At 65.2% G+C, this 14,362-nt stretch carries 14 protein-coding genes and 1 tRNA gene; 5 read left to right on the plus strand and 10 right to left on the minus strand.

The features are described from left to right. Positions 1-60 precede the first annotated feature (60 nt). The 8 genes from ACOQPC_RS08665 to tkt all read right to left on the minus strand — a co-directional run bounded on the left by ACOQPC_RS08665 (position 61) and on the right by tkt (position 10,447). Positions 61-2,031, minus strand: coding sequence for an OPT family oligopeptide transporter (locus ACOQPC_RS08665; RefSeq protein ID WP_420605348.1), 1,971 nt, complete (start codon positions 2,029-2,031; stop codon positions 61-63). A gap of 80 nt (positions 2,032-2,111) precedes the next feature. Next, positions 2,112-2,801 (minus strand): M23 family metallopeptidase, encoded by a 690-nt coding sequence (locus ACOQPC_RS08670; protein WP_420605349.1) that lies wholly within the window; start codon positions 2,799-2,801, stop codon positions 2,112-2,114. A gap of 16 nt (positions 2,802-2,817) precedes the next feature. Continuing rightward, positions 2,818-4,050: a L,D-transpeptidase family protein gene (locus ACOQPC_RS08675; RefSeq protein WP_420605350.1), complete on the minus strand. Its 1,233-nt coding sequence runs from the start codon at positions 4,048-4,050 to the stop codon at positions 2,818-2,820. 66 nt (positions 4,051-4,116) lie between these two features. Continuing rightward, complete coding sequence (thiE, locus tag ACOQPC_RS08680; RefSeq protein WP_420605351.1) at positions 4,117-4,746, minus strand: thiamine phosphate synthase; 630 nt, start codon at positions 4,744-4,746, stop codon at positions 4,117-4,119. Continuing rightward, positions 4,743-5,657: a class I fructose-bisphosphate aldolase gene (locus tag ACOQPC_RS08685; protein WP_420605352.1), complete on the minus strand. Its 915-nt coding sequence runs from the start codon at positions 5,655-5,657 to the stop codon at positions 4,743-4,745. Before ACOQPC_RS08685 ends, thiE begins: the two co-directional genes overlap by 4 nt. Positions 5,658-5,993: 336 nt before the next feature. Then, positions 5,994-7,190 (minus strand): phosphoglycerate kinase, encoded by a 1,197-nt coding sequence (locus tag ACOQPC_RS08690; RefSeq protein ID WP_420605353.1) that lies wholly within the window; start codon positions 7,188-7,190, stop codon positions 5,994-5,996. A gap of 244 nt (positions 7,191-7,434) precedes the next feature. Continuing rightward, positions 7,435-8,442 carry a type I glyceraldehyde-3-phosphate dehydrogenase gene (gene gap / locus ACOQPC_RS08695; RefSeq protein WP_420605354.1) on the minus strand — a complete coding sequence of 336 codons (1,008 nt, stop codon included), beginning with the start codon at positions 8,440-8,442 and terminating at the stop codon, positions 7,435-7,437. Between the two features lie 25 nt (positions 8,443-8,467). Continuing rightward, positions 8,468-10,447 (minus strand): transketolase, encoded by a 1,980-nt coding sequence (gene tkt, locus ACOQPC_RS08700; RefSeq protein ID WP_420605355.1) that lies wholly within the window; start codon positions 10,445-10,447, stop codon positions 8,468-8,470. Positions 10,448-10,571: 124 nt separating this feature from the next. Here tkt and ACOQPC_RS08705 point away from each other — a divergent pair, with 124 nt between their 5' ends. The 4 genes from ACOQPC_RS08705 to ACOQPC_RS08720 all read left to right on the plus strand — a co-directional run bounded on the left by ACOQPC_RS08705 (position 10,572) and on the right by ACOQPC_RS08720 (position 12,129). Then, entirely contained in the window at positions 10,572-10,799 is a 228-nt protein-coding gene (locus ACOQPC_RS08705; RefSeq protein WP_420605356.1) for a hypothetical protein, read from the plus strand. Further along, on the plus strand, positions 10,799-11,134 hold the full coding sequence (locus ACOQPC_RS08710; RefSeq protein WP_420605357.1) for a cell division protein ZapA: 336 nt from the start codon (positions 10,799-10,801) through the stop codon (positions 11,132-11,134). The genes ACOQPC_RS08705 and ACOQPC_RS08710 overlap by 1 nt, the downstream gene beginning before the upstream one ends. 201 nt (positions 11,135-11,335) lie before the next feature. Then, complete coding sequence (locus ACOQPC_RS08715; RefSeq protein ID WP_420605358.1) at positions 11,336-11,911, plus strand: 5-formyltetrahydrofolate cyclo-ligase; 576 nt, start codon at positions 11,336-11,338, stop codon at positions 11,909-11,911. Beyond that, positions 11,908-12,129, plus strand: a complete 222-nt coding sequence (locus ACOQPC_RS08720) for a DUF2842 domain-containing protein (RefSeq protein ID WP_420605359.1) — start codon at positions 11,908-11,910, stop codon at positions 12,127-12,129. Before ACOQPC_RS08715 ends, ACOQPC_RS08720 begins: the two co-directional genes overlap by 4 nt. Here ACOQPC_RS08720 and ACOQPC_RS08725 read toward each other — a convergent pair. Beyond that, positions 12,118-12,194 (minus strand) — tRNA-Asp (locus tag ACOQPC_RS08725). The genes ACOQPC_RS08720 and ACOQPC_RS08725 overlap by 12 nt on opposite strands. 279 nt (positions 12,195-12,473) lie before the next feature. Between ACOQPC_RS08725 and ACOQPC_RS08730 the strand changes: the two genes are divergently transcribed. After that, positions 12,474-12,962 (plus strand): hypothetical protein, encoded by a 489-nt coding sequence (locus ACOQPC_RS08730; RefSeq protein WP_420605360.1) that lies wholly within the window; start codon positions 12,474-12,476, stop codon positions 12,960-12,962. An 18-nt stretch (positions 12,963-12,980) separates the two neighbouring features. On the opposite strand, the gene ACOQPC_RS08735 is transcribed toward ACOQPC_RS08730, so the two are convergent. Then, positions 12,981-14,360, minus strand: coding sequence for a dihydrolipoamide acetyltransferase family protein (locus ACOQPC_RS08735; protein ID WP_420605361.1), 1,380 nt, complete (start codon positions 14,358-14,360; stop codon positions 12,981-12,983). Between the last annotated feature and the right edge of the window lie 2 nt (positions 14,361-14,362).

Consider the following 14,362-nt stretch of genomic DNA (forward strand, 5'->3'; position numbering starts at 1 on the left):
TTTAGCGGCGTGGACCGCGAAGAGCAATGCCTGTGGCGGCAGGCGCCTTTCCGGGCGGGACTAGGCGTTGCGGGCCGAAGCGTGGGTGCTGCGGTACATCCATGTGATGATCCCGATGAAGACAATCGCACCGATCGGGATCGCCAGCGCGAAATCATCGCCCACCAGCGCCAGCGGCGCATCGCCGCCGGTCATCCCGACCACGCCTGCGAACAGCACGCCGAACAGGCTCTCGCCGACGATCAGACCGGTGGCGAGCAAGATGCCCATGCGGCTGTAGAATTCCGGGTTTGATGCACGGCCAGCGCGCTTTTCCCAAAGATGGCCGAGCACCGCGCCCACCGGCACGAGCAGCGTGATCGCCATCGGAAGATAGATGCCGATCCCCACCGCCAGTGGCGGCAGGCGCATCTTTCCGGCCTTGCCCAGAAATTCGTCGATCACGATCACCACCGCGCCGATTCCCGCGCCATAGCCGATCAGATCCCAGCGCAGATCGCCGCCCAGCACGCCCTTGGCCAGCGCGGAGATCAAGGCCGCCTGCGGCGCGGGGAGCGCATTGGCCCCTGCCCCGCTCGCCCCGGCAAAACCGAACGCCTGATTGAGCAGATCGAGCACCGGCGGGATGATCAGCGAGCCGAAGGCGACGCCCAGAATCAGAGCGACCTGCTGCTTCCACGGTGTCGCGCCGACCAGCTGGCCGGTCTTCAGATCCTGAAGATTGTCGTTGGAAATCGTCGCGACCGAAAAGACGATAGCGGTGGTGAACAGCGCATAGGCGACCAGCGCGGCGGTATCGTTCTCGCCCATGTTGCGCCCGAAAAAGGCGGCGAGCATCAACGCCGATATGATCACGGCAAGGATGCCGACACCGCTCACCGGCGAATTGGAGGCGCCGATCAGGCCCGCCATATAACCCGTGACGGCCGCGATGATCGCGCCGACCACCAGCACATAGGCGATGCTCGCCGCGATCACCGGCACCGGATTGTCCGCGATCGGCCCGCCCTGCGCGAACAGATAGAGCAGTATGGCGATCGGGATCATCGAAAGCAGGATCGTGCCGCCGACGATCGATACCGGCAGATCACGCTCGGTGAGTTCCACCAGATCGCCCTTACCGCGCGCTTTCGAGGCAGCGAGCGAGCTTTTGATGCCGCTCAGCACCGGGCCGAGTATCTTGAGCAGCGTCCAGATCGCCGCGATACCGATTGTGCCCGCGCCGATGAAGCGCACCTCGGTTCCGAACACCGTGCCCACCAGATCGTCGACCGGCAGGCTCGCGGCGCCCGCCTGCGCGGCGGTGAGCAGCGGCATCAGCCCGGCCCAGGCAATCAGCATGCCGATAAACATCGCGATGCCGACCGACAGGCCAACCAGATGGCCGACGCCGATCAGTGCAAGGCTGAGGCTGGCGTTGATCCCGGTCGCGCTGCCGCCGCCGAGTCGGAAATTGCGTCCGACCTCGCCCGCCGCCAGTCGCATCGCGACGAGCAAGGCGAAGCCTGCGCTGGCGAGGCTTCCGGCCATGATCGTGGCGAGCCCGCGCCGGTTTTCCTCGGCACCCTCGGCCGATTGCGATCCGACGCGCAGCACCTCGGCGGCGGCGACGCCTTCGGGATAGGGCAGGTCCGATCCGGTGACGAGCGCGCGGCGCAGCGGCACCGAGAACATCACGCCGAGCACGCCGCCAACGAAGCACACCGCGGCGGTGGTCCAGTAGGGAAAGCCCTGCCACCAGCCGACGATCACCAGACCCGGAAGCACGAAGATGATCGCAGCCAGCGTCCCCGCCGCGCTGGCGATGGTCTGGACGATATTGTTTTCGAGGATATTGGCGTTCTTGAAGAACCGCAGGATCGCCATCGAAATGACCGCGGCGGGGATCGAGGTGGCAAAGGTGAGCCCGACCTTGAGGCCGAGATAGACGTTTGCGGCGGTAAACAGGATGGTGATCAGCGCGCCGAGGACGATGCCACGGACGGTGAGTTCGCGCAGCGATCCGCCCTCGGTTGGAGCCGCCGTTGCCATATCCCATCTCCCTCGCAAGCCGTGCCGGTCTGTTACGCCGCGCGCGCCCGATCGCAAATGGAATTAAAGGCGCGCGGACTTCAGCGCTTCAGCAGAGGATAGGGGTTGATCGGCGTTCCCCCGCTCCAATTTTCATCCGGCTGCGCGTTCAAAATCGAGAAGTGCAGATGCGGCGCGGACGGATCGGCGTCGCCGGTCGAGCCGACCGTGCCGAGCGGATCGCCCGCGCGCACCTGCTGGCCTTCGGTGAGCCCATCGCGATAGGCATCGAGATGCGCGTAATAATAGATGATGCGCTTGTCGGGCGAGCGGACGTAAATGGTGTTGCCGCCCAGATCGCTCCAGAACAGTTTTTCCAATGTACCCGATGCGGCGGCATAAACCGGCGTTCCGGCGTCGGCCATGATGTCGATCGCCTCATGAGTGCGCGTGCCGCCGCCGCGATCGTCCTGATAGCTGTCGAACAGATCGGATTTTTTGACGCCCGCCACCGGCAAGACCAGTTCACCGCCGCGATAGACGGCACCGCCCGCCGGAGACATCGCAACCCGGCGTCCGCGCGGCTGTCGGCCGACAGGTTCGGCGGTCACATCGACCTCGGTACCTTCTCCGCCGGTTTCGTTCGACGCTGTGCCCGCTCCGGCCATATCAGCTGGCGCGGGCGCGGTCGGCAGCTTGTCGCCGAACAAGTAGAACAGCACGATCCAGATCGCCGAGGTGATCAGCACGGCCTGCGCGACCAGCCTGACGTCCCTCCAGCGGTTCCTCATCGGCGGGGTGCCCGCTTCAGGCCTGGAAATGCGCTTGCGTACCGCTGTGCACCATTTGCGCCAGTCGCGCCGCATCCCAGTTGGTCAGGCGGATGCAGCCATGGCTCTGCGCGCGGCCGATGGTCTGCGGCTCGGACGTGCCATGTATGCCGTAATGCTCCTTGCTGAGATCGATCCAGACCACACCGACCGGGCCATTGGGTCCCGGCGGCAGCTGGAGCTTGCCCTTCTTGTCGCTGACATCCCAGAACAATTCCGGATTATAGCTGAACGGCGGATTGTGGGCGGTCCCCAGAATCTTCCAGTCGCCGAGCGGCAGCGGGTCGTGCTCCGACCCCATGGTCGCGGAGAATTGCGCGACCAGCTTGCCGTTGCCATCGAATGCGCGCAGCACGCCGTCAGACTTGTCGACCACGATCTTGTCGGCCTTGGGCTGTTCGCTGCCGACACCCAGGCTCTGCAGCGTCTGCTGCCAGTCCGCATCGTCCACCGAGCCCTTGACGAGACGGTCCGCGCCAACATTGGGTACGATCAACCTGTCCCCGCCCGCAAATTGCTGTTTGCCGCCGTTCAGCGCCGCCAGCGTCTCCGGCGTGGTATGGAAGCGCTCGGCGAGCTTTTCCATGAGGTCGTTATAGCCCAGTCGGTCCAGTTTCGCCTGCGCCTCGGCCTCGTCCGGTACCTTGGTAAACGTCATGTTGGCGATCTCGGCCGGCAAGGTTACCTGGCGCGTCGCAGCAATGTTGCGATGGGGCGCCAGCGCGCGGCGCGTCGGCTCGTCCAATTCGCCGGTCACCTTGAGCTCATTGGCTTCCTGATAACCCTCAATCGCGTTTTTCGTCGACATACCGTTCTTGCCGTCGACGACGCCAGGAGTAAAGCCAAGCCGATCGAGCACGACCTGGGCCTGCATCAGCGGAAAGGCAGCCGATGCGCTGCCCGCCGCCGTCGCCTGGCCTGTGGCGGAGGACTTGCCCGTGGCGGTAGTGGCCGCCGCCATCTTCAGTTCGCCGGCCTGTCCGCCGGCAGCGCCGCTCGCCGATCCAGGCGCCGGGAACATGGCGTTCGAATCCTGCGCCGACAGCGGCCGGGGATCGTTCGAGGCCATGCTGTCGGCCAGATTGTCGTCCGGGGCCGGCGCCGCGGCGGTCGCGGAGGCTTGATTATCCGTTTCGTCGGCCGATCCGCTATCGGCGAAATTGCAACCCATCAGGGCCAGGGTGGCGACTGCCGTGAACGCTACTCGCATGTCGAAAACTCCATCTTCGTGAGATTATGTCGGCCGGGTAACGACCGCCGCGCCGATTGGCTCCCTTCAGTCTTTCAGAAGCTCGGAAAAGGCCTTGACGGCCGCTGCAGGACCGTCCGGATGCTGCCAAACCGCACCGCTGACCGCCAGAAAATCGGCGCCCGCGGCGATCAGCGGCGGGGCGTTCTCCACCGCGATCCCGCCGATCGCCACGCAAGGTATTTCCATGATCGCCGACCACCAGCGCAGCAGCTCGGGTTCGGCGCGGTGAAGCGCGCGCTTGGTCGAACTGTCGTAAAAGGCACCGAAGGCGACATAGTCCGCGCCGTTTTCGCCCGCTTCCATCGCGAGGTGACGGCTGTTGTGGCAGGTCACGCCGATCTGCGCTTCGGGTCCCAACTGCGCCCGGGCCTCGCGCGGATCGCCGTCGAGCTGCCCCAGATGCACGCCGTCCGCTTTCAACCGCTTGGCCATGGCGACATCGTCGTTGACGATGAACGCCACATCGCTGGCGCGGCAGATTTCCTGCAGTGGCTGGGCAAGCGCGGCAAGCTCGTGGCTCTCCTTGTCCTTCACGCGCAACTGGAACGCCGCCACCGGTCCCGCGCCCAGCGCCTCCTTGAGCGCTTGCGGAAAATCCCCGCCGACGTCCGGCGGCGAGATGAGATAGAGCTGGCAGTGCGCGGCCTTGCTCACTCTTCGCCCTTGTAGATGCCAACCAATTTCCCAAGCATTTCCAGCGCGTCCTGGCGGCTGCGTTGGAAGCTGTTGCGGCCGATGATCGAGCCGTTGCCGCCGCCGTCGCGAATGTCGCGCGCATCTTGGAACACCTGATCGGCGCCCTTTTTGGAGCCGCCCGAAAACACCACGATGCGGCGCCCGTTGAAGCAGCTCTTCACGACATGGCCCACCCGGTCCGATTGCGCCGAGAAGTCCATGCCCTCGTAGCTCTTCTTCGCGTCCTCCTGCTCGATATGGTCGCCCGGCAGCTTGACCTTGATGATATGCGCGCCGGCCAGCGCCGCCATGTGCGCGGCATAGGCACCCACGTCGAGCGCCAGTTCACCGGACTTCGGCAGGCTGCCGCCGCGCGGATAGGACCAGATCACGGTGGGAATACCCACGGCCGCGGCTTCGGCGCGCAGTTCGCGGATTTCCTCGACCATCTCGAAGAAATCGTCCGATCCGGGATAGATGGTGAAGCCGATCGCCGCGCAGCCAAGCCGCAGCGCATCGTCCACGCCCGCGGTGACCGCGCTGTCCCGGGCCGAAGCCCAGCTGTTGGCGTTGTTGCATTTCAGGATCGTGGGAATCTGCCCCGCGAAGGTATCCGCCCCGGCCTCGAGCGAACCCAGCGGCGCGGCATAGGCGTTCAGCCCGGCGTCGATCGCGAGTTGGTAGTGATAATGCGGGTCGTAGCCGTCCGGGTTCGGCGCGAAACTGCGCGCGGGGCCATGTTCGAACCCCTGATCCACGGGAAGGATGATCATCTTGCCGGTTCCGCCCAGCCTGCCCTGCATCAGGATGCGGTAGAGGTTCGCCTTCACGCCGGGGCTGGCGGTCTCGTACTTGTCCAGGATCGCTTTGACTTCAGGCGTAATCGACATGCGTGGTCCCTTTTTGATCGTGCATTCCGATGCGGGGCCATAAGCAAGCCGTACGCGCAAGGCAATCAGGGCCGCCCGTCGACCCACCTTTTCCCCGCCGAATTATCGGGGCCGGATCATCCTAAGGTGACACAAGTCACAGGGATGTCCCCGGGAAATTCGGTCCAGCCGTTTACATTGACGGCGGATGCGACGGTATTTCGCTGCGACAGATGAATGCTTTGCGATCATAGCGCAGGAACATATCAGAAACATCGCCTTTAGGACAGCGGTAAATGCGCCCCTGAGCCATGTGCTCCGACTGCGTTGGCAGGATCATGGGCGACCGCATCCCACTCAGCCGCGCAGCGCCGCCACGCCCGGCAGCTCCTTGCCTTCCATCCATTCGAGGAAAGCGCCGCCAGCGGTAGAAATATAGGAGAAGTCTTCGGTCACGCCCGCATGGGCAAGCGCCGCAACGGTATCGCCGCCGCCCGCTACCGAGGTCAGCGATCCGTCCTGCGTCAGCGCGGCCGCGGTCCTCGCCAGCGCCACCGTGGCCTCATCGAACGGCGGCGTCTCGAACGCGCCGAGCGGGCCGTTCCAGACGAGCGTGCGGCAGGTCTTGAGCACATCGCCCAGCGCTTCGGTCGCCGATGCGCCGAGATCGAGGATCATGTCATCGGCCGCCACTTCATGGACATTGATCGTGCGCGCGGGCGCCCCGGTCTTGAACTCCTTCGCCACCACGACGTCATAGGGCAGATGCACCGTACAGCCGGCCTTGTCGGCAGCGTCCATGATGCTCTCGGCGGTATCGGCGAGGTCATGTTCGCACAGCGATTTTCCCACGTCGACGCCGCGCGCCGCCAAAAAGGTGTTGGCCATGCCGCCGCCGATGATAAGGTGATCGACCTTGCCGACCAGATGCGTGAGCACGTCGAGCTTGGACGACACCTTGGCGCCGCCGACCACCGCAGCGACCGGATGCACCGGATTGTCGAGCGCCGCAGACAGCGCCTTGAGCTCCGCCTCCATCGCCCGGCCCGCATAGGACGGCAGCAGATGCGCCAGCCCCTCGGTGGTGGCATGGGCGCGGTGGGCCGCGGAGAAAGCATCGTTGACATAGATATCGGCATTGGCGGCGATCGCCTTGGCGAAATCCGCGTCATTGGCCTCCTCGCCGGGATAGAAGCGGCTGTTTTCCAGGATCGCCACCTCGCCCGCGCGCATGATGCCGAGCGACTGCGCGACGATATCGCCGGCGATCTCGGGCACGAACATGATTTCCCGCCCAAGCACCTTCTCGACGTCGCCCACCACCATCGAGAGCGACAGCGTGGAGCTCTTCCGCCCCCCTGGGCGGCCGAAATGCGACAGCAGCAGCACCTTGGCGCCCTTCTGCGAGAGCTGATCCACGGTCGGCCGGAACGCCCGGATGCGGGTGTCGTCCGTCACCGCGCCGTCCTGCATCGGCACGTTCAGATCCACGCGCACGAGGGCGACCTTGCCGGTGAGATCGCCGAGATCGTCGAGGGTTTTGAAATCGGTCATGGAAAACTCCGTTTGCGCGCGCCAAGGTCTTTGCGCACCGGTTCGACCCAGAATGCAAAAAATCCGATATCCGGTTCGTCATGCCAGCGAAAGCTGGCATCTCCGGTCATCAAGCGATGCCGCCGGAGACCCCAGCTTTCGCTGGGGTGACGAGGGACCGCTGGGGTGACGAGGGACCGCTGGGGTGACGAGGGACGGTAGCATTTCACCACCGGCCACGCAGACCTGGCCTCTGCGCTATTTATCAGAGCAGCCCCGCCATCACGCCCGCGGTATCGATCATGCGGTTGGAAAAGCCCCATTCATTGTCGTACCATGACACCACGCGCGCGAGCTTGCCCTCGATCACCGCGGTTTCCAGACTGTCGACCGTGGAACTGGCCGGCTGATGGTTGAAGTCGCTGCTGACCAGCGGCTTGTCGGTGAAATCTAGCACGCCCTTCATGGCGCCATCGGCCGCTTCCTTCAGTGCATCGTTCAGCTCTTCCACCGTCGTGTCGCGGCCCGGCGTGAAGACGAGATCGATCAGCGAGACGTTGGGCGTGGGCACGCGCACCGACGATCCGTCGAGCTTGCCGTTGAGTTCGGGCAGCACCAGCCCCACCGCGCGCGCCGCGCCGGTGGTGGTCGGGATGATGTTCTGCGCGCCGCCGCGCGCCCGGCGCAGGTCGCCGTGCATTTGGTCCAGCATGCGCTGATCGTTGGTGTAGCTGTGGATCGTGGTCATGAAGCCGCGTTCGATGCCGACGGTGTCGTTCATCACCTTGGCGACGGGGGCGAGGCAATTGGTGGTGCAGCTGGCGTTGGAGACGATCAGATCATCGGCGGTCAGGCTGTCCTGATTGACGCCGAACACGATCGTCTTGCTCACATTCTTGGCCGGGGCCGAGATCAGCACGCGCTTGGCGCCGGCGTTCAGATGGGGCTGGGCGGCTTCCTGGCTCTGGAAGAAACCGGTGCATTCCAGCACGATGTCGATACCCATTTCCTCGTGCGGCAGTTTGCCCGGATCGCGCTCCTGGGTCACCGCGATGGTCTTGCCGTTCACCTTGATGCTGTCAGCGGTCGCCGACACGTCGCCGCGGAACCGGCCATGGGTCGAATCATACTGGAACAATAGCGCATTGGCCTCGGCATCGGCGAGATCGTTGATCGCGACCAGCTCCAGCCCGCAGTCGGGTCGCTCCAGGATCGCGCGCGCCACCAGGCGGCCGATGCGTCCGAAACCGTTGATCGCTACTTTGACTGCCATGGGTGATGCTCCTGCTAGATAATTTTCATTGGTCGAGCGCCGCCAGTATCCGCGGCGCAATGGCGTCGGCGGTAAAGCCGAATTTGTCGAACAGATCCGGAGCGGGGCCGGAGGCGCCGAACCGGTCGAGGCCGAAATTCAAGCCGTCGAGCATCGTATAACGCTCCCAGCCAAAGCTTGTACCCGCTTCGATCGATACACGCAGTATCTGGCCGGGCTGCAGATTGGGCAGAATATCGGCGCGATATTCCTCATCCTGCGCGTCGAACAACTGGGTGCAGGGCATCGACACCACGTCGGTGCCGACACCCTCGCCCTCGAGCTTTTCCGCCACTTCCAGCGCGAGATGCACTTCCGAGCCGGTGGCGATCAGGATGATCCTGCGATCGGCTTCGGCGCCTTTCAACCGGTATCCGCCCTTCGCGCAGCCCGCTTCGGTAGCATCGGTCGCGACCGCCGGCAGGCCCTGGCGGCTGAGCGCCATCAGCGACGGCCCGCCCTTGTTCTGCAGCGCAAGCTGCCAGCACCAGGCCGTCTCCACCGCGTCGGCGGGGCGGAAGACGTGCAGGTTGGGCATCGCGCGCAGGCTCTGCAACTGTTCGACCGGCTGGTGGGTCGGTCCGTCCTCGCCCAGCCCGATGCTGTCATGCGTCATCACGTGGATCACGCGTGCCTGCTGCAACGCGCCGAGACGGATCGCCGGGCGGCTGTAATCGGAAAAGATCAGGAACGTCCCGCCATAGGGAATGACGCCGCCGTGCAGCGCCATGCCGTTCATCGCCGAGGCCATGCCGAACTCGCGGATGCCGTAATTGATGTAGCGGTTGCCATAATCGTCGGCGGACAGCGTGTCGATATCGCCGGTTCTGGTGTTGTTGGAGCCGGTCAGATCCGCGCTGCCACCGATGGTTTCGGGCAAGGCGCGGTTGATCGCCTCCAGCGCCCATTCGGACGCCTTGCGCGTCGCCGCCTTTTGCGGATCCGCCATCAGGTTCTTGACGTGATCGGCCATCGAGAAACTCTTTGGCAGATCGCCCGCCATGCGCCGTTCGAAGTCGACGCGCTCCGGGTGATCGCCAAGCCGCTCGGTCCAGAGATTGCGCTGCTCTGTTCCCTGTCGGCCGATATCCTCCCAGGTCGATTTTATATCGACGGGAATCGCGAATGGGCCATGCTCCCAGCCCAGTTCCTTACGCGCCGCGGCCACCTCATCCTCGCCCAATGGATTTCCGTGAGTGGCCGAAGTGCCCTGCTTACCCGGCGCGCCGAAACCGATGGTGGTGCGGCAGGCGATCAGGCTGGGGCGCGGATCGTCCTTCGCCTCGGCCAGCGCGCGGTGGACGTCGTCATGATCGTGGCCGTCGCAGGAGACGACATGCCAGCCCGATGCGCGGTAGCGCGCGGGGATGTCCTCGCAGGTCGACAGGTCGGTCGGGCCGTCGATGGTGATGCGGTTGTCGTCCCACAGCACGTTGAGCCGCCCCAGTTCGAGATGCCCGGCAAGGCCCACCGCTTCATGATTGACGCCCTCCATCAGGCAGCCGTCGCCCGCGATCGCCCAGGTCCGGTGGTCGACCAGCGTGTCGCCGTAGACCGCGTTCAGATGCCGCTCGGCGATCGCCATGCCGACCGCCATCGCGAAGCCCTGGCCCAGCGGACCGGTGGTGCATTCGACCGCGTCGAGCAAAAAGTTTTCGGGGTGGCCGGCGCAGGGACTGCCGAGCTGGCGGAAATTCCTGATGTCCTGCAGCGTCGGCTTTTCATATCCGGTGAGGTGCAGCAGCGCATAGATGAGCATCGATCCGTGGCCGGCCGACAGCACGAACCGGTCGCGGTCCGCCCAATAGGGATCGGCGGCATCGAACTTCAGGAAATCCTTGAACAATACCGTCGCCGCGTCGGCCATGCCCATCGGCATGCCGGGATGGCCGCTATCGGCCGCCTGCACCGCATCCATCGAGAGCGCCCGGATGGCATCCGCCAGCTTGCGATTGGAAACGGCCATAATTCCTCCGGGATCAATCGGTCGCCATCGGCTCGGCAAAGGCGAGTCGTGGTTTGCGGCCATCCTTTGGGAACAAGCGCGGTTACCGTCAACCCGCCCTCGCCACCCGTTGGAGCGGCGGCGCATGGTTGACAGGCGGACGGGCGACGTAGCAGATGACGCCATGACCGAGGATCGCATCATCATGGCCATCGGACGCATCGAGCGCGCACTGGCGCGGATAGAAAGCAGCGGGGGAAACCGCACGCACTTTCCCGATTCCTCCGATCTGGCGCAGCGCCACGAAGCGCTGCGCGCCGAAACCCGCCGCGCGATCGGCGAGATCGACGATCTGCTGGACGGGCTGAACTGATGGCGCAGGTCTCGATTGCGATCGGCGGGCGCGACCATATGGTGAACTGCGCGGACGGCGAGGAAGAACGTATCCAATCGCTCGGCGCGCTGATCGATGAAAAGCTGCGTGACGGGATCGACGCCGGAGCGATCAGCGAAACCCGCGCGTTGCTCTACGCCGCCTTGTTCCTGGCGGACGAGCTGAAGGACTTGCGCGAGCGTGCCGAGGCTCCGGAAGGCGGCGCCAACGAACAGAGCGGCGTCGACGAACAAAGCGTCAGGGCGCTCGAAAATCTGGCCGATCGGGTGGAAGCCTTTGCATCGCGCCTTGAGAAGGACGCGCCGAGCGCCTAGATTCGCTGGTGGCGGGACTGCCCGGCACGAGCTCGAGAGAATATCCCTGAGGCGATACAACACCAAAGGGAGCTATCCCTGGCGAGACCCTGGTTTCGCACATATGGCGCCCACCTGACGTTACTGGCGTCAGAGGATATTCCAGCAACCGACCCATGGTGGTTCCGCTACATGCCCGCCTGTGCCAAGAGGCGCAGCGAGATGATGGGCAAACCGACATTGCGAAGAATGCTGCGGGCCGCGCGCCGGGACTATTGCGCCGCCATGGCAGAGGCGGATCGGCGGCGCGCATTCAGCGTCATGCCGAGTGTGATGATGCCGCTGTTCGCGGCCAGGCCGACGGTGGCGGGCTATGTCTCCGTGGGCGACGAATGCGATCCTGCGGCGTTGCTCGGCCATGCGCATGAGATGGGCTGCGAGATCGCCCTGCCCTGGTTCGAAGGCCGCGCCGCGCCGATGCAGTTCAGGCGCTGGGTCCCTGGCGAACCGCTCGCGCCCGCACCCTTTGGCGGCGGACAGCCGAGCGGCGACGCGGCCCTGGCGAAACCGTCGCTGTTGCTGTTGCCGCTGATCGGCTTCGATCGGCTGGGCAACCGGCTGGGTCAGGGCGGCGGCCATTATGACCGGGCGCTGGAACGGCATCCGGCCTCCGTCACAATCGGCCTCGGCTGGTCGGTACAGGGGTTAGAGCGCGTGCCCGCCGAAACCTGGGACGTTCCGCTCACCCACATCCTCACCGAACGCGAATGGATCACACCGATGAAAGCCGCCCCATGACCCCGCCCGAACAGCCGAGCTGGCGCAAGCCGGTGGGGGTTCTGCTGATCCTGGCATTCATCGCCCTCTGGGCGGCGTTGGTGCTGTCCCAGGTCGAGCGGATTTTGGCGCTGCCATGGTATGCGCAGACCATCGTCTACCTGTTTCTGGGGATCGTCTGGATCCTGCCGCTCGGCCCGCTCCTCAAATGGATGGAAACCGGAAAATGGCGCGAGTGACGGGACTTGAACCCGCGACCTCCGGCGTGACAGGCCGGCGCTCTAACCAACTGAGCTACACCCGCTGAAGCGGTGGAGCAGCGCAACTAGGCAAGGCTCGTTTGACTGTCAACCGAAAGCGCGCGGGGAACGGCGCGGGGCCGATATTTTGCCGCCCGCCCCCAAATCTTCCGTCGCCCCGGACGTGATCCGGGGCCCAGCTTTCCACTCAGACGTTGAGCCAGGGCAGAAAGAGCTGGATCCCGGGTCAAGCCCGGGATGACGGAGCTGCGGAGGTAAGCATTGGAGGCGCCGCCGATGGTTTACCGGATGTTGACGGCTGCGCGGCTACAGCGCCTTTCGTGATGCAACGCGCTCTTACCTGCCGCCTCACCGGCGACACTGCCGCCCTCCTGGCCCGTATCATCGTGCTGGTCGCGCTCATCCTGGTGCCCGCAACCGCCCGCGCCAAGAGCGCCGCAGCGGTGGGCAGCGACGTCTATGTCGAGCAGTCCGAGTTGCGCACCGACGGCAGCCGCCAGATTCGGCTGGAACCTGCCGCGACACCGCGCACCGGAGACAGCCTGGTCTTTCGCCTGCGCTACACCCCGACCGCCGCCGCCGGTCGCACGATGCTCACCAGCGCCGTGCCGGACAGCGTCAGCTTCATCGGCGGCGGCGATCTCGTTTCGGTCGATGGCGGGCGTCACTGGGGCCGGCTCGACGAACTCAGTGTACGCGATGCCGAGGGCCGCGCACGCCGTGCCCTGCCAGAAGACGTCACCCATGTGCGCTGGATCGTCGGCGAGACCCGGCAGAGGCCGAACCTGCTGTTTCGCGGCCGCGTGCGCTAGGCCTCCAGCCCCCGCTCCTCAATCCGCGAACAGCAGCACCGGGGTCTCGACCAGCTTCTTCAGCGCTTGTACAAAACTCGCCGCGTCCCAGCCGTCGACCACGCGGTGGTCGCAGCTGATCGACAGGTTCATCAGCTTGCGCGCTTCCAGCTCGCCGTCGATGATGACCGGGCGCTCGACGATCTTGTTCGGGCCGATGATCGCCACCTCCGGCTTGTTGATCACCGGCGTGGTGGCGATGCCGCCGAGCGGACCCAGCGACGTCACCGTCAGCGTCGCGCCCTGAAGCTCGTCCGCCTTGATGCTGCCGTCGCGCGCCGCGTTCGCCAGCCGCTCGATCTCGCTCGCCAGCTGCCAGACATTGCGGTCCTGCGCGTCGCGGATCACTGGCACGGTCAGCCCCTTGTCGGTCTGCGCCGCCATGCCGAGATGGATCGCGCCGTGGCGGGTGACCACGCCTTCCTCGTCATCGTAGCGCGCGTTGATCATCGGAAATTGCGGAACGGTTTTGGCGATCGCCACGATCAGCAGCGGCAGCACGGTGAGCTTGGGTTTTGACCCGCGCGTCGCGTTCAGATCGGCGCGGACATGCTCCAGCTCGGTCACGTCGATTTCCTCGACATAGGTGAAATGCGGGATCGAGCGCTTGGACGCGGCCATGTTCTGCGCGATCTTGCGCCGCATCCCGATCACCTTGATCGCCTCGTCCTCGCGCTTCGCCGACGCACCGGCGGGACGATAGCCCTGCCCCGCACCATAGTTCAGATAGGCGTCCAGATCGCCGTGCCGGACATGCTCGCCCTGGCATTTCACATCGGCCAGATCGACGCCGAGCTCATCGGCGCGCTTGCGCACGGCTGGGGACGCGAGGACTTTGGCCGAACCCTTGCGCTCCTGCGAAGGCAGGAGCCCATCATCGGAGGTCACCTGCTGGGCTCCTGCCTTCGCAGGAGCGCGCGTTGTGTCATCATCCGCCTTAGGCCGAACCTCGTTCCGCGGCGTGCCGACTTCATTATCCTGCACGCCCGGCTGCTCAGCGGCAACCGTCGGCTCGTCCATGCCCGGCCCCGCATCGGCGGCCTCGGCCACCCCCTCGCGGTCGGCCGGCTGCTCGGCCACGCGCTCGGCCGAGCCGTGGCCTTCATCCTCGACCTCGCCTTCGGTCTCGATCACCACCAGCATCGAACCGATCGACACCGTATCACCGGCCTCGCCCGCCATCTCGACGATCTTGCCGGTGGCCGGGGCTTCCATCTCGACGGTGGCCTTGTCGGTCATCATATCGGCGATTTGCTGGTCTTCCTCGACCATGTCGCCCATCTTCACATGCCATTCGACGATTTCCGCCTCGGCGATGCCTTCGCCGATATCGGGCAGGTTGAACGTGTAACGTCCCATCA

It is taken from the genome of Novosphingopyxis sp., assembly GCF_965218915.1.
Classification (GTDB): Bacteria; Pseudomonadota; Alphaproteobacteria; order Sphingomonadales; family Sphingomonadaceae; genus Novosphingopyxis.